Origin of the sequence: Bartonella sp. AA2SXKL (assembly GCF_042197205.1) — a bacterium.
Taxonomy (GTDB): Bacteria; Pseudomonadota; Alphaproteobacteria; order Rhizobiales; family Rhizobiaceae; genus Bartonella.
In genome coordinates, this window is the sequence record NZ_JBHIRN010000003.1 from 37,620 (window position 1) to 58,575 (window position 20,956).

Sequence of the window (20,956 nt, forward strand, 5' to 3'; positions counted from 1 at the left end):
AACGTATCTTCACTTGTACACCTTCTTAAATAATAAAATTAAATAGATAGAATAGTATTTACTGAAGAACTTTTGTATAAAAATCAATCATTCATAGTTATTTTATACTCTTAATACTCTGTAAAAATTAAATCTGCTAAACGAAATGTTAAAATGATACATCCCAAGACTCACATTGGAAGATTTATAAGGTAATTTTATGGCATTTCGTGCGCAAATCTATACTTTGAATAATCTTTTTTAGCTTAATTTATTACTTTGTATAATAATAGATATTATATTTGTGCTATACAGTATGGTAACCTAAAGGTTATCCATAGAAAACATACAACAGCCTGCTAAATGATGGGAAGCAGGCTGTAAAGTATTTTCATTTTAAATAGAAAAAAATAACTAAGTATCTTTGAATTATTTGCCTTTAATTTTTCCTATTGCCCATCCGATTATCCCACTAAATATGGCCATAACAGATCCAGTCAAGAATCCAAAACCCAAAGCTCCTACTGTAGAAAAAACTCCTAGCGTAATTGGTTCAAACACTTTCTCAAATTTTCCTTCAAAGGCAGATTCACTTTTTGCTCTATGAGTGAAACTTGGGACATAAAGAGCAGCTATATCGATAGCTTTTTTCTTTCCTTGTTCTATTAGAGAGACAGTTTCCCATTGAGTATCATTTTTCAAATGATTGGCATGAACATTTATAACTTGTGAAAGCAAAAAAGCAACTGCTATAAAAATATTTAATATGTAAGTTTTCAATACTTTAATCATAGTTTACCACCAATACTTTTATTTTAATCTGAATTGAATAGATGCATCGGCAGAATTAGTGCACATTGAGAGAAACAGAAGCATTTAAAGCTTTTTTCACTCTTAGTGTGATAATTCATTAGTTTTTATCATCAACAATAGATAAACACAGAATATGTTCATAGTTTATATTTCATATGAGAAGGTCTTATTCTGATGAAAGTTCAATTTTAACGAGATTTAAAATACAATATTATTTTACTTATTAGCCATCCTAAAAACATGCCTATCGTACTTGATGCATATCCAAGTGCCATCCCCATACCAAAAGCCCCGAGTGTAAGAGGTTCAACAACCTTTTCAAATTTTCCTTCGACGGTAATTTCATTTTCCATACAACGATTTAGATTTTGTGTATAGAGAGCAATCGTACTGATTGCATCCTTTCTGTTCTGTTCTGTTACAGAAATAAAAATATTCTCACGATGAATATTGTTTTGCAAATAGTTGGCATGTACACTTACAGTCTGTGAAATGTAAAAAACAGATATCATAGAAATAATTAACATATTATTGTTAAAAAAATTAATCATCATTTACCTCAAATACTTTATAGTATTCAATATATATGTGTGTGTATATATAAATTATACTTTGGATTTTTGGATGTAATTTACAGAATTTATAGGTATAGTAATAGAAGCTTCATTATGTAATAAATTTATAATAATTAATAATAACATAATGAAGCTATGTATTCTATATTTCTACAATATATTGAATTACTTGAACATCAATACTATGTCATTTATCCAATTTATTATCGATCCTATAAAACTTATTGCATATCCAGCGTACAATAGTCCCCCTCTTACAGTCATAGGCTCAAAGACCTTTTCTAATTTTCCTTCACCTATTGTTCTATGTTCTGTTTGATAATTTACAGACGGAGCATAGAAAGCAGTCGTAGAAACTACATCGGATTTCGCATATTTTACTTGTTCCATTGGGAAAACAGAAAGTTCCTCTTTTGGAGTATCGTTTTTCAAATAGTTTGCATTAACATTTACAGTTTGTGAAATAAAAAAAGTGCTCGCTATAAAAATGCTTAAAATATAATTTTTAAATATTTTCACCATAACTTTACCTCAAATATTTTTAATTTATATATGTAATAAATATACATAATGTTTATGTATCTCACACTATATACAAGTCATATAGTTCAATATGTATTTTTAGTCAATAATAAAAATACATATAAAAATATACCTATAATTTTTTTATAAACCTTATTGTAAAAAAGTAACAGTAATAATTACAAATTATATTTTTAAAAAATTTATACAATATTTTATTATGTGTTATATATAAAGCAACATATGTTTATCGTATAATTTTTATAAAACGATATTAATATATTTTTTAAATACATTTATAGATAATAAAATTGATCAAAATTTTTAATTATTAAATATATAAAAATTTATTTATTATCGATAGTATAATAGAAAACATGAAAATTATGATGTAGTTATAAAAATATTATTAACAATTAAAATATGAATGGACACGATAAAATTTTATTATTTATAGTATTTATTATAGATAGTCATTATTGTATAATGTGTGTTATATAGATATTATTCAATGGTTATTTAATTGCATCGTGATAGCAGAATAATAATTCTTAATTTACTATTAAATATATACATTTATCTTATAGATAATAATATGTTATAGATACTAAAAAATGTACAATTTTCTCATAGTGTAAAGTAGAGCTCGAATTGGATAGAGATAAATGATATTATCTTTTTATCGCTAATGTGAACGGCATATTACTATGATGCAAGGCAGTGTATAGAAGAATATAATTTAGACATATTTATGAGTGCCGAAAGATCAGCATTAGATAATATTTTCAACACTTTCTTCTTTCCAAACTGAAAAGCCGCTTTTATTTTTAGAAAGTGGATTACTTTTGAAAAGATCTGATTTCATTGCTTATTTAAAAAGTCTATTAAGTGCTTTCGGAAAATTTTAAGCAACTATTGGTATCTCTGTCGCTTGTTTAACATGATTATATGTTTCATATTTATGTGCTTTTTTAAAGAAACCGTTCTCAAGGTACTCAAGCCTATTTTGCAATGATAGATATGATGATAAAGCCCCCATAATATAAAATTCTTAGGGCATCAGAATTTTTGACGTTTATAAAGAAGAAAGATGGCATTGCCATACACTTTTCTCGCTCCTAATGTTGCTACAATTTTTGCCTTTTGAGATGATTCATTAAAAGGCATTTTTATTTCTTTATTTATTTAATTCAGCATATCTAGGTTTGAAATGAGAGAATCTTACAATATTCGGTTTTTTTGCTTAATTTGAATAATGATAAATTATGATTATAAATCAATATATTGTCTGTAAATTACTTGGTATGAAATGTTTTTTATAAAATGCACATCTTCATAAGAGTGTATTCTTTTTGTTTTTTGTAATCTTAGGGAGGTTGTACTAATTGATGCTGTTAAAATACTATTTAAGCAGCAAAGTAAATAAGCCTTCAACAAGTTTATGAGATTTGGATTGAGTAAATATAAGCCTTTGTAACTCAACAAGGACGCATTTGTCATTTTCAATAAAGTCTTGTGTTCCATAGATTCCGCGAATTTTAATATTTTTTCCATGATCAATATGCACATCCTTTACAATTTTACCATAGTGTGTGTTTTTTTGATCTGATGAAAGAGGTTAGCAATTTTCACATCTTATCGAGCAAGGCATCGTAATATTTCTTTTTTGACAAATATAATAATTTATCAGGATAGGCTGCTGTGGTTGGGAGTGGGATATTGGATTTGAGATAGATAAGCAGGGTTTAATTTTTATGAGTTTGCACCCCTGTTTTTTGCTTTTTTTAAGTACGTGCAATGGTTAACAGACTTATGATCTCAATGAGGTGCTATATTTTTCCTTCACATTGAGATGCAATTCACCCGTGTCGTGAATTGCGCATTTATTGAAGTTATTATAAAAGGAGCAGCGAGAAGAGCAGGACATTTGAATAAAAATGCTTCTTACAAGAGTTTACAAATTGATATATTCAAGAGATTTTTTATAATAGATCTCGCCATACTGCCATTGCTTCTAAGACTTCTCCTAAATGAGCATGTTTTGCAATAACTGTTTCTGCACCAGCTTCTGCAAGTGCATTAGAGTGGCCAAGATAGCTATGTGATCCTCCCGTAAAGCCGATGACACGCATACCTGCTGCTATGGCTGCGTGTACACCATGAAGTGAATCTTCTATAACGATAGTGTTTTGGGGCTCTGCCTGTAATTGTTGTGCGGCAAAAAGGAAAACATCAGGGGCCGGTTTCGTTCTTTTTGTTCCAACTTCAGGTGCTGAAAATATTTTACCTTCAAAAAGGTCATAGAGATCAACCGTGGTGAGCATCTCTTTTATATCTACGCTTTTTGCATTAGAGCAGATACAGTAGGGATAGCGTGTTTGGATAATTTCTACAGCTTCTCTTACATCATCAATCGCCCGTAATTTAGTTTTTATTTGTGTACGAAAAATATTAGTCATTTGATCTATGAGATGAGCAGAAATAGGTTTTTCTGTTTCCTGTTCAACGTGTTTAAGAATATCGCGAAAGATAAGCCCTGCAAAACGCTCACTCAATTCTTCGGGTGATATTTCATATCCTGTTTGTTTGAGCAATTGAGATCCAATTTTTGCTGCAAGATATTCAGAGTCGACGAGAACTCCGTCACAATCAAAAATAATAAGATCTATCTGAGGCATAAGATACTCCTTTACATGTTACGAGATGGACAACTTTCATGAAAACGATATTGAGAAGATCTTATTTCATAAAAATACGCTTTGAAAATGATTCTTAATTCTTTTACGAAATAAAAGATATGGGAACAGTACATTGAAAAAAAGAAAATTAAGGTTTCATTCATATGAAAGTTTTTTTACTAAAAAAACAAAAACAATTATCAATTTTGTAGAACTTTAACGATACGTTTACGCTATTTTGTAAATATAGATGGGTAATGCGGGCCTATAAACTATTTTGGTTGATTATAGGGCAAATTCAGTTAATTTTGTTGGGTTTTTCATGACAGTTATTCAGCTTCAAAAAGATTTCCTTCGTACTCCCTCACAAATGCCATGGCGCAATAAAATTTTTAAAGGAGATTGTGTTTCCGTTTTAGAAAAACTTCCAAAACATTCTGTTGATATGATTTTTGCGGATCCACCCTATAATTTGCAATTGGATGGAGCTTTATACCGTCCAGATCATTCGCTTGTTGATGCGGTTGATGATGCATGGGATCAGTTTGAGAGTTTTGCTGCTTATGATGCTTTTACTCGTGCATGGTTGCTTGCTTGTCGTCGTGTATTAAAACCCAACGGAACACTTTGGGTTATCGGATCTTACCATAATATTTTTCGGGTTGGGACGGCATTACAAGATTTAGGTTTTTGGATGCTTAATGATATTATTTGGCGCAAGAATAATCCGATGCCTAATTTTCGAGGGCGCCGTTTTCAAAATGCTCATGAGACGCTTATTTGGGCCGTGCGAGATCAAAAAGATAAAAAGTACACATTTAATTATGATGCCTTAAAAGCGGCAAATGAAGATCTACAAATGCGTTCAGATTGGCTTTTCCCTCTCTGCACTGGAGCTGAACGTTTAAAGGATGATTCGGGGCGTAAATTACATCCAACACAAAAACCGCAAGCGTTATTAGCGCGTATTATTATGGCTTCTAGTAAACCTGGTGATGTTATTCTCGATCCGTTTTTTGGTTCGGGAACAACAGGTGCTGTTGCCAAGCTTTTAGGGCGTGATTTTGTTGGGATTGAACGCGAGCAAGATTACATCGATGCAGCATGTGAGAGAATTGCGGCGGTTCAACCTTTAGCGCAACCAGAACTAGCGATTTTGGATAGAAAAAAAGCAGAACCGCGCGTAGCATTCAACAGTTTGCTTGAAGCAGGTTTACTCTATCCTGGAGAAGTTCTGTATGATCGTAAGAAGCAAGTATCTGCTATTGTAAGAGCTGATGGTACGATTATGCATGGTGGTGAAGCGGGCTCAATTCACGCAATGGGAAGAAAGGCTCAAGATTCGCAGAGTTGTAATGGTTGGACCTTTTGGTATTATGAGGAAAATGGACGGTTGAAGTCCATAGATCATTTAAGAATGATCATACGTTCACAAATGTTAAAAACGGGTGTTTTATGAACTAAGCTGATCGCTTCATTCTATTGACCACCAATATACCTGATCTTGATTGAGATGGACGTGAGGGTGTTTTAGCCTTTCTTAGATGTTTTTTATTGACACACTAAATCTCGCTTGTAAGCGACAAGCGAGTATTTTATGCTTCTTTTAGAAGAAATTAAAATGAGAAATTTTCAATCTATGTTCTCATTTTAGTTCCAAAACAGTAAAATTTCAATATAAGCTTATAAAAATGAAATATCAGAATTAAAAGGTTCATTCAGAAGTTCAAAATTAAGTGCTTTTTTGAATACGTACATCTGTAAAGTGCATATAATATATTGATTATAAAGATAATTTAGCGCAACTCATATCGAATTGCCCTCGGAATATCGTCAAGTTTTCTTATTTCAAATTTGTTCCATATTGAATCGATGAAAATTACTTTCTTGCATGTCATAAACGGGGTTGGCGTGTGAATAAAAATTGTTAACGAAAGAACTAAAAGTACCTCTTATAATCCGTTTCACGTACCAAGGGATGTTGAGGGGGCTGGTAAATATAACGATGGTGCTAACTTGCTCCGTCATAAGCGAAAAAAGGATAGATCCTGAAATTTAAATCTAAAGCTTCTAAGCGTTTCTATCGCTCCTTAATTTTTGTCTGTAGAAAAAATTGGTTATTTCATTTTTTAAAATTTTTCTTTTACAGATTAATAAATGATCGCTAGAGATACAAAAGTCTCCATTAGAAAACATTTTTATGAATAGGGAAGGTTATTTAAATCTAAAAGAATTGGGAAGTGCTACGGAAATGGCTTTTTTCATAACAGTAGGTAATGCTTCTTCGGCAAGATGTTGAATGTTACACCACCAACCATTTTCACAATTCATTTCATGAACATCTTCGGTATAGTAAACATCAAGTTTTAGAGAAAAGTGAGTAAAAACATGCGTAATTTGTCCTTTGAATTGCCAATTGGCAGTAAAGGGTGCGTTTTGTAGTCCATTTTCGTTGTTTATGCCAATATTGTTAGGAATTTGGGTCATTCCACCAAGGAGCTTTTGCGTCTGTCGTTTTTCCAAATAAATTTGTTTCTTTTTATTAAGGACCACAAAAGCAATACCTGTTTTTGAAGGGCGTTCTTTTTTAGGGGCTTTAACTGGAAAAGACTCCGGTTGTTGCATCTTTTCTGCTTTGCATAAACATTGAAGAGGGCAGGTATAACAAGATGGTTTGCGTGGAGTACAAATTGTTGCTCCCAAATCCATCATTGCTTGAGCAAAGTCACCAGGACGATTTAAAGCAGTAATTTTTTGTGTTTTTTCTTTAATTTCAACTTTTGCTTTTTGCAGTATTGAAGTGATAGCAAAAAGTCGCGCTACCACACGTTCAACATTACCATCAACCACTGCTACAGGGTGGTTAAAAGCAATCGCAGCAATGGCTGCGGCAGTATAATCTCCAATACCGGCTAGAGTTCGCAATTCTTTTACAGATTGTGGAAATTGTCCCGCGTAGTTTTCAACAAGCTGTCGCGCACATTTTTTAAGATTACGTGCGCGTGAATAATAACCAAGTCCAGCCCATGCTTTCATGATATCATCTTGGGAGGCTTTTGCTAAAGAGGAAAGATCAGGCCATAGTTTTAGAAACTTTTTAAAATAAGGCTTAACTGTTTCAACGGTTGTTTGTTGAAGCATGATTTCAGAAAGCCAAACTTGATAAGGATCAGGACGGATACCTTGTTTTTGCTTTTCGGGGGTAATCCGCCATGGAAGATGTCTGTGATTTTGATCGTACCAAGCAAGGAGGTGCGAAGAAATTTCATACATGATTGCTTTCAAGCATAGGGAGATATAAAATGCAAAAGAAAAAATTATTTATTTTGTAATTCATGTTTTTTGCTCTTTTATTGTCAAGGCTCTGGTGAGAAAAGGCTTTTTATTTTGTTGATATTTCATAAATTGAGGAGGCAACAATTTTTAGATGAAACAAATGATTTTAATTTAGTAAGTGCTTGAACAATGATCTAAAAATGAGAAAACAACTTAAAAAACGTATCTTTTATTCTCTTTCTGAGGCGGTATACAAAATACTTGATCCAGTTTTACGCAAACGGACAGGGCTTAATGTAGCGCTTATAGAACATTGGCCACAGATTGCAGGCTATGATATCAGTGAACATACAATGCCGCTTAAAATTATTTGGAAACGTCGTGCAGATCAAGATGAAGTTTTTCAGCCAGCAACACTTGTTGTCGCATGTGAAGGATTTGCTGCGTTAAAATTGATGCATGAAACAGAGGAATTACTTCATAGAATTAACGGATTTTTTGGCTATATTGCTATTGATCGCATCAAGATTGAGCAAAGGAGTATGTCGGTTTTTATGAATCACTTGCCTCTAAAACCGCCTTTGAGTGAACAAGACAAAAAATACGTGGAAAAAATGCTTGAAGGAATTGAAGATAAAAGTTTGCACCAAGCACTTTACCAACTTGGCTGTTGCATTTTTTGGGAAAAAAATAATAAATAGAAAGATATTTTATATATTTTTCTTTAATATATGAGAAAGCATTGGATTCCTATTCGTTAATAACAACAGAAAAGTATTATTTATGGTAAAATATCGTTCTTTTTTATCTTTCGGGATAATTTTTCTCTTCATAACGATTGTACAAAACAGTGTAACAGTTGCTTTAGCGCGTGATCCCAAATCAGTGGCAACTGTTGATATGGCAGAGCTTCTCCAATCGGGTAAAGTAAAGGATCGCTTTGAGGGAGAGGCGGATGCACCAGTCGTCATTGTTGAGTATGCTTCGTTGACATGTACCCATTGTGCGCATTTTTATAATGATATACTTCCCCAAATTCGTAAAAAATATATCAAAACAGGAAAAGTAAAACTTATTTTCCGAGAATATGCTTTTGATCCTCGGGCAACAGCAGGTTTTATGTTGGCACGGTGTGCACCGGAAGATCGCTATTTTCCTTTGATAGAAGTTTTATTTCAAAAACAAAATGAATGGGCTTTCGGAAAAAATGCTCTAACACCATTGAAGAAAATTGGCTTAATGGCTGGTTTTACAGATGAAAGTTTTACTGCGTGTTTGAAAAATCAGTCCATTTTAGATGAAGTAAATGCATCTTTTGAACGCGGTAAAGAGCTTGGTGTCACAGCAACACCTACTTTCTTTATTAATGGTAGTAAATATGAAGGTGCCATGAAAGTAGAAGAATTTTTTTCGGTGATTGATAGTTTTCTAAAAAACTGAATCTTAATCTTCCAGAAGATGGATAGTGATACTTTTGGTCATTATCTCTTTTGGAAGGATTAATATTATGCATTTATGAAGCGATATCGTTGAGCCAATTTTGAATCAAATCATTGCTTTTAAGTGAGCCTGGGTTGAATGATGTTTTGAAGCTGATATGGGAGGATTTGTACAGTGAAAAAATGGGTTTATAGTTTTGGAGATGGAAAGGCAGAAGGAAGTGCAAGTGAGCGTAACCTTCTCGGAGGTAAAGGGGCTAATTTGGCAGAAATGAGTAATCTTGGTTTGCCCGTACCACCCGGATTTACGCTGACAACAGAAGTTTGTAATTTTTATTATGCCCATGACAAATCATATCCAGAAGAGCTACAGGAATCTGTTAAGCAAGCACTAAGATACGTTGCTGAACAAACAGGACGTGAATTTGGGAATGAACAAAGACCACTTTTGCTGTCTGTTCGTTCAGGGGCTAGGGCTTCTATGCCAGGGATGATGGATACAGTGCTAAACCTTGGCATGAATGATAAAACTGTAAAAGCAATTGCTTTACAAGCCAATAATGAACGTTTTGCTTATGATAGTTATCGGCGTTTTATCCAAATGTATTCTAACGTTGTTTTGGGGCTAGACCATTCGTATTTTGAAGAGATTCTTGATGAAGTAAAAGCATGCAATGGTTACACTATTGATACAGAAATGACAGCAGATGATTGGAAGAATGTTATTATTTCTTATAAAGCCTATGTTGAAGAAAAATTAGGAACCCCTTTTCCACAAGATCCTGAACAACAGTTATGGGGGGCGATTGGAGCCGTTTTTTCAAGTTGGATGACAGCACGTGCAGTTACTTATCGCCGTTTACATAGCATTCCTGAAAGTTGGGGAACGGCAGTTAATGTGCAAGCTATGGTTTTTGGTAACATGGGAGAAGATTCGGCAACGGGCGTTGCTTTTACACGAAATCCATCGACAGGGAAAAAAGAACTTTATGGTGAGTTTTTAGTTAATGCGCAAGGGGAAGATGTTGTGGCGGGCATTCGAACACCTCAAAATATTACAGAAAATGCGCGTATTGTTGCTGGTTCAAATAGACCGTCGTTAGAAAAAATTATGCCTGAGGCTTTTTTGAAATTATGTCAGATTGCGCAGAATCTTGAGCAGCATTATCGGGATATGCAAGATCTCGAATTTACCATTGAAAAAGGTAAATTATGGATGCTTCAGACTCGTTCAGGAAAACGCACGGCTCGTGCGGCTCTCAAGATGGCGATTGAAATGGTTGAGGAGGGGTTAATAAACCGTGAAGAGGCTGTGATGCGTATTGATGCAAAGTCGCTTGACCAACTTTTGCATCCAACACTTGATCCCAAAGCAGAACGTTTTGTTATAGGACGTGGTTTACCTGCTTCTCCTGGAGCCGCAACTGGTGAAATTGTTTTTACTTCAGAAGAGGCAGAAACTGTGTCGGCGGAAGGTCGCAAAGTTATTTTGGTCCGAGTAGAAACAAGCCCAGAAGATATTCATGGTATGCATGCTGCAGAAGGAATTTTAACAACGCGTGGCGGTATGACAAGTCATGCTGCTGTTGTTGCGCGGGGGATGGGAAAACCATGTATTTCTGGTGCTGGCAGTGTGCGGATTGATTATAACACAAATACGTTGTTTGCCTCAGGAGAAAGCCTAAAAAAAGGTGATGTTATCACAATTGATGGTGGAAGTGGGGAAATTTTCAAAGGGAAAGTTGCAATGTTGCAGCCTCAGCTTTGCGGAGACTTTGCAAAATTAATGGAATGGGCTGATGGGATGCGACGTATAAGAGTTCGCGCCAATGCTGAGACGCCATCTGATGCCCGTATGGGGCGTTCTTTTGGGGCTGAAGGTATTGGTCTTTGCCGTACGGAGCATATGTTTTTTTCTGGAGAACGTATTGTTGCCATGCGTGAAATGATTTTAAGTCATGATGAAAGTGGTCGTCGTAAAGCACTAGATAAGCTTTTGCCAATGCAGCGTTCAGATTTTAGTGAACTATTTGAAATTATGTGTGGTTTACCTGTTACCATTCGTTTGTTAGATCCGCCACTCCATGAATTTTTGCCTAAAACGAAAGCAGAAATTCTTGATGTTGCAACAGCTATGGGTGTTTCTGCTGAAGTGCTTGCTGAACGCACTCAGCAGTTGCACGAATTTAATCCTATGCTTGGATTACGAGGATGCCGTTTAGCTATTACTTATCCTGAAATTGCAGAAATGCAAGCGCGGGCGATTTTTGAAGCAGCAGCAGAAGCTGCCCAAAAATCTGGATCTCCTGTTATGCTTGAAATTATGGTGCCACTGGTTGCGCTTAAATCTGAACTCGATTTTGTGAAAGCGCGTATTGATCAGGTTGCTGAGGAAGTGATGAAAGAAAAGGGAAGCACTATTCAATATATGGTTGGGACGATGATTGAACTTCCAAGAGCGGCGCTTCGAGCAGATGAAATTGCTGAAACTGCTGAATTTTTTTCATTTGGAACAAACGATTTGACACAAACTACTTTTGGGATTTCCCGTGATGATGCAGCTCCTTTTTTGGCAACCTATTTTCAAAAAGGTCTTTTAGAGCAAGATCCTTTTGTGTCTATTGACCGTGATGGAGTAGGGGAACTTATTACCATTGCTGCACAGCGTGGACGCTCAAAGCGTGCAAAAATAAAATTGGGAATTTGCGGTGAACATGGAGGCGATCCTGCCTCTATTGCTTTATGCGAAGAAAATAACCTAGATTATGTTTCGTGTTCTCCTTTTCGAGTGCCAATTGCTCGTTTAGCAGCAGCTCAGGCCGCAATAGCAAAAAGGATGTAATGGGTTAATATTTTTTGTTGTATCGTTATTACTGAAATAAATTTTTATATATTCTTTTATTTTCTTTAATAAAGGGAATAAAAATGCTTCTAAAATGCACGATAAGTTGTGTTACGCGTTAGAGGTTTATGAGAGAAAATATAAAGCACAGGATAGACAAAGATGTATTATTAATGCACTTTTTATTGGCGAACCTCTTGATAGAGAGAAACGTGTTATTGTGCAGTCAATTTACGCGTTTGCTTTTTTATAGGGGAATGAGCTCCTCACGCAAAGTAGAATGCTGCAAACAAATGCATTTTTTTGCGCATCATGCTGTTTGAGATAGACATTTCTCAGTGATGCCCCACTTCACATTGATATTCGTGGAATGGGGATTATGTAAAACTCCCCGTAAGTTTATAAAAATCTTCCCAAAATTTATAAACTCCATTATGCACTCCCATCTTTACATTTATAAAGGAATATCAAAGTTACACAATCTATTGATTTATAAAGATAATTTTTTATTTCTCATATTGAATGAAAGCTGTAAATATCATAAGATCTTCTTATTTCGACTTCTTTTATAATGAATCAATCAAAACCATGTTTTTTGTATGTTACAGGCGGGATGAGCGTCTGTAGGTAAAAAAATAAAGCAAGGATATGCCTCTTATGAAACGTCTCAAGTGAGAGCTATCACAAATTGAAGGTAGGTACAGTGTGTAATGGTGCCGGCTTGCTTCTTCACAAGCGTAAAGATGATGTGCGCTGTCGCGCAGTTATTGTGGGGGGGCCCTGCTATTATTTATTCACGGGTGTTGTTGCGAAGTGGTTTTGGGTGCTTTAGAGATGTTTTTTAAGAAAGCCCGTGAATGGCAATCCAAGTATATTCCGTTTGGGACATTTTGTTTTAGGTGAGGGGGAGTGAGACCAAAAAGACATGTGATAAAGTAAGAGCATGAGGCAATAGGTAATTTCCGTTATTTTAAAGATATTGCTTTAGATGTCTTTGAAAGGCGTAAAGCTGAATTAAAAGGAAATGGCAAAGATGAAAAATGGTGTTTACCTTAAAATTTCATATTCTTCCCAAATTAGGCTGTTTTCCTGTTTTAAGAGATTATACAAACAGAGATGCGCAATATTCTTGCCTCCATTTGGCATATAAAAGCTATAACAGCTGAGAGAAGTACTAAACTGTCTTAACATTTTTTTCAAACATACTGCTGCGGTAAGTTTGGATGTTGATTTATAGACAATACTAAACGCACACGCTCTCTTAAGAAGACAATGTCATAAAACACATAACTTTCCAGCAATAGATTAGAGAGAAGGCCGGTTTTTTATCAGACACTTTGCAAAACAACAACCATAACACAATTAGCTTTACGTCTACTTATCCTTACAGGTGTTTGCACAAATTCTTTGCATCATATTTATAAAGATCAAATTGACGATAATATATGGACAATTCGTGGTTCGATAATATGAAAGGTTTACGTGATACTACAAAAATTTCGTGTCCTTTTATCATCAGAGGCAATAAAAATGCTAGAACAAGCGCGTTTGCTATTTTGTAATATTCTTTTTTCTGCAATCGGTTGTGGTTTTTTTGAAGCAAATTATACGGCTCAATATGTAATGTGTAAGAAAACCATTCTGATTGATTGAAAATAAGAGGGCTTGAGATGAAGGAATGTTTGAGGGGAGCATTAAACAAACGAAAGATGAATTATCATTATAAATTAAGAGATTATTATGATTAGCTTCAATTTAATAAACCAATTTCACGCATTTTCATTAAAATTGTGTGATTAATTTTACCTGTTACAGGAAGATCAAATATTTTTTGAAACTGTTTTAAGGCTTCTATCGTCTTTTGATCTTCTATTCCTGTGACAATAACCTCCTCATTCCCAAAAATATGTAAAGCTTTTTGCACTTGTATAATATCTTCAACAGAAGGCTCTAAAATAGCTTCTTTTAAGTGTGTCATATTTTTTGTATTGTTTGTTTCTATTTCGCTTTGCTTAATTAATATCGCGATTTCATCTGCTGCGGGATTAGATAGAACATTCTTTTGCATTCTCTGAGCAGTTTGCTGTTTCCACAAAGTGATGGCTCGGCGTGTTTTAGGTCCTTCCAGTCCATCTAATGGTCCATCATAAAGTCCTAATTTTGCTAGTTCTTTTTGCTTTTCCAGCATGCTTGCTGATTGAGAGGGTAAAGGTGAATTTGTGTACTTATGACTTTGAGAATGTACAGAAGTTACACGGGAGAGTTCTTGTGATTTTTCTTCTTTTTCCGATAAAGTAGAGCTCTTACCTATACTTTGAACAGAGGAAAATTTCATTTGAGTTAAAATATTTTGATGCGTTGTCATTTGCGAAAATAAAGCATTAAATGAAATAAATAAAAAACTAATGCTAAAAAGAAAAGATCCAACAAAAAATAAAGTATTTTTTCGTGTATAGAAATAAATAGTTTTTGCACTCCAAAAAATAAAATGAAAAATTATAAGAAGAAGTGTTATAACAATACTACTATAGTATTTACGGTGTTTTACAGTTTTTTTTCGGTAGGTCTTTCGTTTTGTTGCCATTACTTTTATTTTCAGTTGCGTTTATTTTTTACAAAGAAACAAATATAAATTAGGAAACGAATATGAATCAGTTTTTACTTCCAGCCAGAGAGAAGTGCATTGACATTATTGATTTTTCCTTTCAAACTCCTAGAACGAGCAGCTTCATTATATCAATTTATAAGTTGATAAATCAACAAGAGTTCTTATCAACGTTTATTCATTTTATTTTATACAAATCTTTAATGTGTATAAAGAGAGCACCAAATGATTAGCATTCAAGATCATTTTGGTGTTTGCAAACTACATTATCACATATAATTATCTAAACAATAATGCCACGTTATTCTTCATTTTGGGGCATATGTTTGCCTATTATTTAAAATAAAATTGAAAATATTTGCCTATAACGCTAAAAAGATGACAATCATTATCTATTCTTTATAATTTACATATAGATGGTTACTTATCCATAAACGGTTTGGTAATAATAATTATCTCTTAATATTATTATATTTTGGTATAAATTCCTTCTATTAAATAATTTTCATAAGTATTAATTAAATTGATGTTTACAATGTTATAGAAAAAACTGGCTTGAGATGTAATCGTAAGAGATGCAATTGTTTTTTGATGTTTTTATCGACAGGTTGACCATTTTCATAACATTTCAGTAAAAATTTTATAGATAATATAAATATTTTATCGACACTAGAGTCAGAATAACAGAGTTTACTCTTTTTAGCCTTTTCAACTAAGCTAAGATGGTGGACTATTATTTAAAATAATTATGTACACAACATGATTATCTCTCTCATTTTTTATCATAGTATGTTCATTAACATGACCAGCTTGTAAGTGTATAATTTTGATGTTATTTTTTTACTGAATAGACAATGTATCCCATTTTATACAGCGGAATTGTGCCATATTTATAAAAAAGCCAATGATATAGATCCAATACATGAATACTCAATTTTATAAAAAACACATTTTATAAATTGTTTATAAAGCAACAGTGTATAAAATGCCCCTTTTATTGTATTTACCACTGCGGTACATTGATTGTCCATGATACGTTTTTTAATCAAATTATCATTTTTTTTATTTTTTATTTTTGTCATTATTTCATTTTTTGTAGCAGATCCAAGCAGTAACCATTCTTCTAGCCCCCAAAATAATGAGACAACAACGAGCGATGTGATTATTGCTTTTAAGGAAGCCTTAAATGACTTAGGCGCATTTTGTGACCGTAATATAAAAACCTGCAGAGTAGGAAAATCCTTTTTAAGTTCACTTGGCGAGCGCGCATATTACGGTGCAAGAGCTGCTTATGAATATTTAGGGAACATATTAGGAAAAAAATGATATCAGAGACTTCCCCTAATGTTTCTTACAAAATCGAAATACAAGAGTTCTTACAAAACTATGCAATGTTATCTTGAAATAAGGATTTTTAACGTTCTTCGTGTTATTTATGTTAGGAAGAATAAATATTTATTTTTTATAAGTGTATTCAAGAATGATTATTCAAACGAAACAGGACTAAAATAATGGCGGAAAAAATCGGTAATATTATAGAGAACTTTTCGCTTTTGGATAATTGGGAAGATCGTTATCGTTATGTCATCGAGCTTGGCTATGAATTGCCACCTTTTCCAGAAAGCGCTCGAAATGATGCTCACAAAGTTCCTGGTTGTGTTAGCCAAGTGTGGCTTTTATCTTCACGTAATAACTCAAAAGATCCAATATTGACGTTTCAAGGTGATTCCGATGCTCATATTGTGCGTGGACTCATTTACATACTTCTTGCTTTTTATTCAGGCAAAAAAGCTTCTGAAATTCGCAATTCTGATGCTCAAGAGCTCTTTGAAAAACTTGGTTTAAATGAAAATCTTACACCACAACGATCAAATGGTTTGAAATCAATGATTAAACGGATTCGTAACGAAAGCTATATGTAATCCCCTTGGTAGAAATTGCTATATATACAAAAGCTTCACACAAAACATGTATACTAAAATCAACTTTATACACGAAACCATTTTTTCGCAAAATAAGATTATTTAGTTTTTTTCCGTTTGCTTTTGCGTCCAAGCCCCATTTCTTTGGCCAAAGCCGATCGTGTTTTTGCATAATTAGGCGCCACCATAGGATAAGAACTATCTAACTGCCATTTTTCACGATATTCTTCTGGCAACATTCCATAATGTGTCATGAGATGACGCTTTAGAGATTTAAACTTCTTTCCATCTTCAAGGCAAATGAGATAATCAGGAAATACTGAACGCTTCGGATTAACGGCAGGCCTTTGTTTTTCAACTTCGACTTCTGTTAACTCTAGATTCCCTGCTTTACGAAAAGCAGCATGGACATCAGCAATTAAACTTGGCACTTCAGTCGGTCGAATAGAATTATTACTCACGTAGGCAGCAACAATATCAGCAACCAATGTAATAACTAAATTGCTTTCAGTCTCTAAGACTGCACGATGTTCCATTCTTGTTTCCTTTAATTTAAAATTGAGTAATTCAAAATCGAGATATAGTGCATATACTCATGATATAAAGATCTCATGCACATGAGTTTCATATTGTACAAAAATCTTTTTTGTCAATTCAATTATTCTATAAAATTGCCAAAACACAAAAAAATCAAATAAAAACCCATTTTTTGTCATAATATACAATAAGAAAAACGAAATTATTACATGCTAAAATATATTTTTATCCTATAACATATCATACATAATATATAATACATCACAAATATAAAAAAATATATGATAAAATTTATTTATTTTTTTTGAGAACGTAAAAATAAAATTACTAATTATAAAAATATAATATATAAATTATTATATTTTATTTTGAATAATTATAGTTTAGTAAATTTATTTTTAATAAGTTTTAAATTTGTTTTTATTTTTTATATTTACAAAATTTAATAATAAAAAACATGCTATATTATAAAAATGACATAATAGTATTATTTTTAATATAAAACTATTCATTAAAAGGAGGTAGGATATTTTTATTTTTTATACAGTAATAATAATATTTTAGATATATTTATTCATCTCTGTAAAATTATGCGATTATACTGTTTCAAAAAAAATCAATTCTTTTTCTAATAGTTTAATTGTTTTACCAGTCACTTTCATTATAAAAGTGGTGTTATATCCCTAGAAAACAATAGCTGTGATATGTAATGAACAGAAAGGTATTAGTTTTAAAAATTATCATGGTGCTATTTTTGCAAGTGAATAGAACTTATAGATTTTTACACTTGCATCAATCATTGTGATTCTAACATATAAACGAAGCTATTAACATATTTTAATATAGGATTGTGTATGACTCGCACTTTTGCAATTCCTCCCAAAGCATCTAGAATCACTCATAAGGAAATATATCATGGTATTTTTCGTGATGATCCCTATCATTGGCTACGTGCGTCTAACTGGCAAGATGTTTTTAAAGATCCTAACTGTCTTGATCCCAATATTCGACATTATCTTGAAAAAGAAAATGCTTATCAATCAGCTCAAATGGCTGATACAAAACCATTACGAGATTTGCTTTTTATCGAAATGAAAAACAGGATCCAAGAGAATGATAGTTCTGTTCCTATAAAACATGGTCCTTTTGCTTACGGATTCTCTTATGTTACCGGAGGCCAACAACCACATTATTTTCGGACACCAAGGAATGGCGGAGAAAAAAACGTGTACCTTAATGGTGATGTCTTGGCAGAAGGCAAAGAATATTTCAAATTTGGTTCAGTTCAAGAATCTCCTGACCATACACATGTGGTATGGACCTATGATGACAAAGGATCAGAATTCTATACAGCTAAAATTCGTAATTTTGAGACATTGTCTGACTGTATGGACACAATTACTGATACATCTGGTCAAATTGTATGGGATGCTAGATCTGAAGGTTTTTTCTATACTAAGATGGATAAAAACCACCGACCTTCAGAGCTCTATTATCACCAATTAAACACAGATCAATCACAAGATAAGCTTATTTTTCGTGAAGACAATCCAGGTTTTTTCTTAGATGTAAGCGGTTCTAAGCTTAATGATGTTATTTATATTAATATTCATGATCATGAAACATCCGAGATCTGGTTAATTCCTGCTGAGGCGCCTTTTACTATTCCCCAATGTGTACGGAAACGACAAAAAGGTATTGAATATTCACTTACAGAAGGTGGTGATGTCTTTTATATTCTGACCAATTTAGATAATGCAAAAGATTTCAAAATTATGGTAGCGCCATATACATCTCCACAATCAGAAAATTGGTCTGAGTTTGTTCCACATCAGCTTGGGTGCCTAATATTATCCCATGATGCTTATCAAGATTTTCTTGTCTGGATCGAACGTTTTGAGGGGCTTCCACGTATAAAAGTAATGGAACGTACCACTAAACAAGTTAATTCCATTGCTTTTACTGAAGAGGCTTATTCTTTAGGTCTGCAAGGAGTTGCAGAATATAACAGTCCAACTATTCGTTTTTCCTATTCGTCTATGACAACACCTGATCAAGTGTTTGATTATGAGATGAAAAATTGTAAACGAATGCTTTTAAAAACGCAAATAATTCCCTCTGGGCATAATAAAGATGCATATGTAACACGACGTATTACAGCAATAGCAGACGATGGTGAGAAGATTCCTATTTCACTTTTTTATCACAAAAATACTCCCCTTGATGGTGGTGCGCCTTGTCTGCTTTACGGTTATGGTGCTTATGGGATCTCTATACCTGCCAGTTTCAATAGTAATGTACTTTCTCTAGTAAACAGAGGTTTTATTTACGCTATTGCTCATATTCGCGGAGGAAAAGAAAAGGGAGTAGAATGGTATGAGAAAGGAAAACATCTCTTTAAGCACAATACATTTACAGATTTTATTGCTTGTGGGCGTTACCTTGTAAACAATAAATTCACTTCTCACGACCGGCTGATTGCTCATGGTGGTTCAGCAGGGGGGATGTTGATGGGAGCCATTGCCAATATAGCTCCACAGGATTTTGCTGGGATCGTAGCAAATGTGCCTTTTGTTGATGTCTTAGCGACAATGTTAGATGCTTCATTGCCACTCACTCCTCCAGAATGGGCCGAATGGGGGAATCCTCTTGAATCAGAAGAAGATTATAAGCTTATTGCTTCCTATTCACCTTACGATAATGTCAAAGCTCAAAACTATCCCCCTATACTTGTGATGGCAGGATTAACAGATCCTCGTGTAACTTACTGGGAGCCTGCAAAATGGGTGGCAAAATTACGAGACCTAAAAACAGACGATAATGCAATTTTATTACGTATTAATATGGATTCAGGGCACGCTGGTGCAGCTGGACGTTTTTCAAAGCTAGAAGAAGTTGCCTATATCTATGCATATATTCTAAAGATAGCAGGAAAAGACTTTTGCTAATCCATAATATTTTGGTATGAAAGTCTCCGATAATTTATTGGATTATAGGGACTTTCATACACTAAAAAATTATTGAGACAGTTTAAAATTCACATTCTTCATAAAGTTTCAAAACATAGTCCCAATTAATTAAATGGTCTACAAAGGCTTCGAGGTACTTCGGTCGAGTATTGCGATAATCAATGTAATAGGAATGTTCCCACACATCGACACCCAAAATAGGGTGAGCATTGTGAATTAAGGGATTTTCGCCATTAGGCGTTTTCATAATTTCAAGCTTGCCATCTTTAACAGCAACCCACGCCCATCCAGAACCAAATTGGGCACTAGCAGCAGCAATAAAATCAGCGCGGAATTTGTCGTAACCACCTAGATCAGCGTCAATAGCTTTTGCTAACTTTTCAGGAAGTTTTTGGCCACCACCATTTTTTTTCATCCAAAGCCAAAAGTGGTTATGATTGTAATACTGCGCTGCATTATTAAACAAACCAATATTTTTTCCAAAACTTTTTTTAACAATATCTTCAAGGCTTTCATTTTCTAAGCCTAACTCTTTCACAAAATTATTGGTGTTGGTAAGATAAGCGAGGTGATGCTTATCATGATGATATTCAAGCGTTTCGCGTGACATATAAGGCGAAAGGGCATCGTAATCATAAGGCAACGGGGGCAATTCAAAAGCCATTTAAAAATCTCCTCGATTCTAATTGTTAAGCTTATTTCATAAGCCTAATTTGCCATTTACCGCATTTAAAAGCAAATGTTGAATACCTAGTTTGTATGAAATAGTTTTAATGTCTCTCTTTTTGTAAAAGAAGCT

The 20,956-nt window shown here is 33.7% G+C and carries 14 protein-coding genes and 1 pseudogene; 7 read left to right on the plus strand and 8 right to left on the minus strand.

All coding sequences use genetic code 11. The features are described from left to right. Nucleotides 1-408 precede the first annotated feature (408 nt). The 4 genes from ACFINS_RS02820 to ACFINS_RS02835 all read right to left on the minus strand — a co-directional run bounded on the left by ACFINS_RS02820 (nucleotide 409) and on the right by ACFINS_RS02835 (nucleotide 4,567). Complete coding sequence (locus ACFINS_RS02820; protein WP_375611137.1) at nucleotides 409-771, minus strand: hypothetical protein; 363 nt, start codon at nucleotides 769-771, stop codon at nucleotides 409-411. A gap of 209 nt (nucleotides 772-980) precedes the next feature. Further along, nucleotides 981-1,346: a hypothetical protein gene (locus ACFINS_RS02825; RefSeq protein WP_375611138.1), complete on the minus strand. Its 366-nt coding sequence runs from the start codon at nucleotides 1,344-1,346 to the stop codon at nucleotides 981-983. 186 nt (nucleotides 1,347-1,532) lie between these two features. After that, complete coding sequence (locus ACFINS_RS02830) at nucleotides 1,533-1,889, minus strand: hypothetical protein (RefSeq protein ID WP_375611139.1); 357 nt, start codon at nucleotides 1,887-1,889, stop codon at nucleotides 1,533-1,535. A 1,982-nt stretch (nucleotides 1,890-3,871) separates the two neighbouring features. Beyond that, entirely contained in the window at nucleotides 3,872-4,567 is a 696-nt protein-coding gene (locus ACFINS_RS02835) for an HAD family hydrolase (RefSeq protein ID WP_375620663.1), read from the minus strand. 370 nt (nucleotides 4,568-4,937) lie between these two features. Between ACFINS_RS02835 and ACFINS_RS02840 the strand changes: the two genes are divergently transcribed. Then, a complete protein-coding gene (locus tag ACFINS_RS02840; protein WP_375613050.1) occupies nucleotides 4,938-6,026 on the plus strand; it encodes a site-specific DNA-methyltransferase in 1,089 nt (362 codons plus the stop codon). Nucleotides 6,027-6,781: 755 nt separating this feature from the next. On the opposite strand, the gene mutY is transcribed toward ACFINS_RS02840, so the two are convergent. After that, a complete protein-coding gene (gene mutY / locus ACFINS_RS02845) occupies nucleotides 6,782-7,840 on the minus strand; it encodes an A/G-specific adenine glycosylase (protein WP_375620664.1) in 1,059 nt (352 codons plus the stop codon). 203 nt (nucleotides 7,841-8,043) lie between these two features. On the opposite strand from mutY, the gene ACFINS_RS02850 reads away from it, so the two are divergent. The 3 genes from ACFINS_RS02850 to ppdK all read left to right on the plus strand — a co-directional run bounded on the left by ACFINS_RS02850 (nucleotide 8,044) and on the right by ppdK (nucleotide 12,124). Next, nucleotides 8,044-8,544: a DUF721 domain-containing protein gene (locus ACFINS_RS02850; RefSeq protein WP_375649312.1), complete on the plus strand. Its 501-nt coding sequence runs from the start codon at nucleotides 8,044-8,046 to the stop codon at nucleotides 8,542-8,544. Nucleotides 8,545-8,626: 82 nt separating this feature from the next. After that, nucleotides 8,627-9,283 carry a DsbA family protein gene (locus ACFINS_RS02855; protein WP_375611143.1) on the plus strand — a complete coding sequence of 219 codons (657 nt, stop codon included), beginning with the start codon at nucleotides 8,627-8,629 and terminating at the stop codon, nucleotides 9,281-9,283. A gap of 174 nt (nucleotides 9,284-9,457) precedes the next feature. After that, the gene (gene ppdK, locus ACFINS_RS02860) at nucleotides 9,458-12,124 is read left to right on the plus strand and encodes a pyruvate, phosphate dikinase (protein WP_375705883.1); all 2,667 of its coding nucleotides are present in this window, start codon (nucleotides 9,458-9,460) and stop codon (nucleotides 12,122-12,124) included. Nucleotides 12,125-13,874: 1,750 nt separating this feature from the next. On the opposite strand, the gene ACFINS_RS02865 is transcribed toward ppdK, so the two are convergent. Next, nucleotides 13,875-14,708: a peptidoglycan-binding domain-containing protein gene (locus ACFINS_RS02865; RefSeq protein WP_375649318.1), complete on the minus strand. Its 834-nt coding sequence runs from the start codon at nucleotides 14,706-14,708 to the stop codon at nucleotides 13,875-13,877. 1,050 nt (nucleotides 14,709-15,758) lie between these two features. Here ACFINS_RS02865 and ACFINS_RS02870 point away from each other — a divergent pair. After that, nucleotides 15,759-16,132, plus strand: a pseudogene (locus tag ACFINS_RS02870) (DUF5330 domain-containing protein). 108 nt (nucleotides 16,133-16,240) lie between these two features. Further along, nucleotides 16,241-16,651 carry a SufE family protein gene (locus tag ACFINS_RS02875; protein WP_375645521.1) on the plus strand — a complete coding sequence of 137 codons (411 nt, stop codon included), beginning with the start codon at nucleotides 16,241-16,243 and terminating at the stop codon, nucleotides 16,649-16,651. A gap of 98 nt (nucleotides 16,652-16,749) precedes the next feature. Here the strand turns inward: ACFINS_RS02875 and ACFINS_RS02880 are convergent, their stop codons facing one another. Then, nucleotides 16,750-17,187: a MucR family transcriptional regulator gene (locus ACFINS_RS02880; RefSeq protein ID WP_012754848.1), complete on the minus strand. Its 438-nt coding sequence runs from the start codon at nucleotides 17,185-17,187 to the stop codon at nucleotides 16,750-16,752. An 855-nt stretch (nucleotides 17,188-18,042) separates the two neighbouring features. Here ACFINS_RS02880 and ACFINS_RS02885 point away from each other — a divergent pair. Further along, a complete protein-coding gene (locus ACFINS_RS02885; protein WP_375649323.1) occupies nucleotides 18,043-20,136 on the plus strand; it encodes a S9 family peptidase in 2,094 nt (697 codons plus the stop codon). 82 nt (nucleotides 20,137-20,218) lie between these two features. Here the strand turns inward: ACFINS_RS02885 and ACFINS_RS02890 are convergent, their stop codons facing one another. Beyond that, nucleotides 20,219-20,821 (minus strand): superoxide dismutase, encoded by a 603-nt coding sequence (locus ACFINS_RS02890; RefSeq protein WP_375628283.1) that lies wholly within the window; start codon nucleotides 20,819-20,821, stop codon nucleotides 20,219-20,221. Between the last annotated feature and the right edge of the window lie 135 nt (nucleotides 20,822-20,956).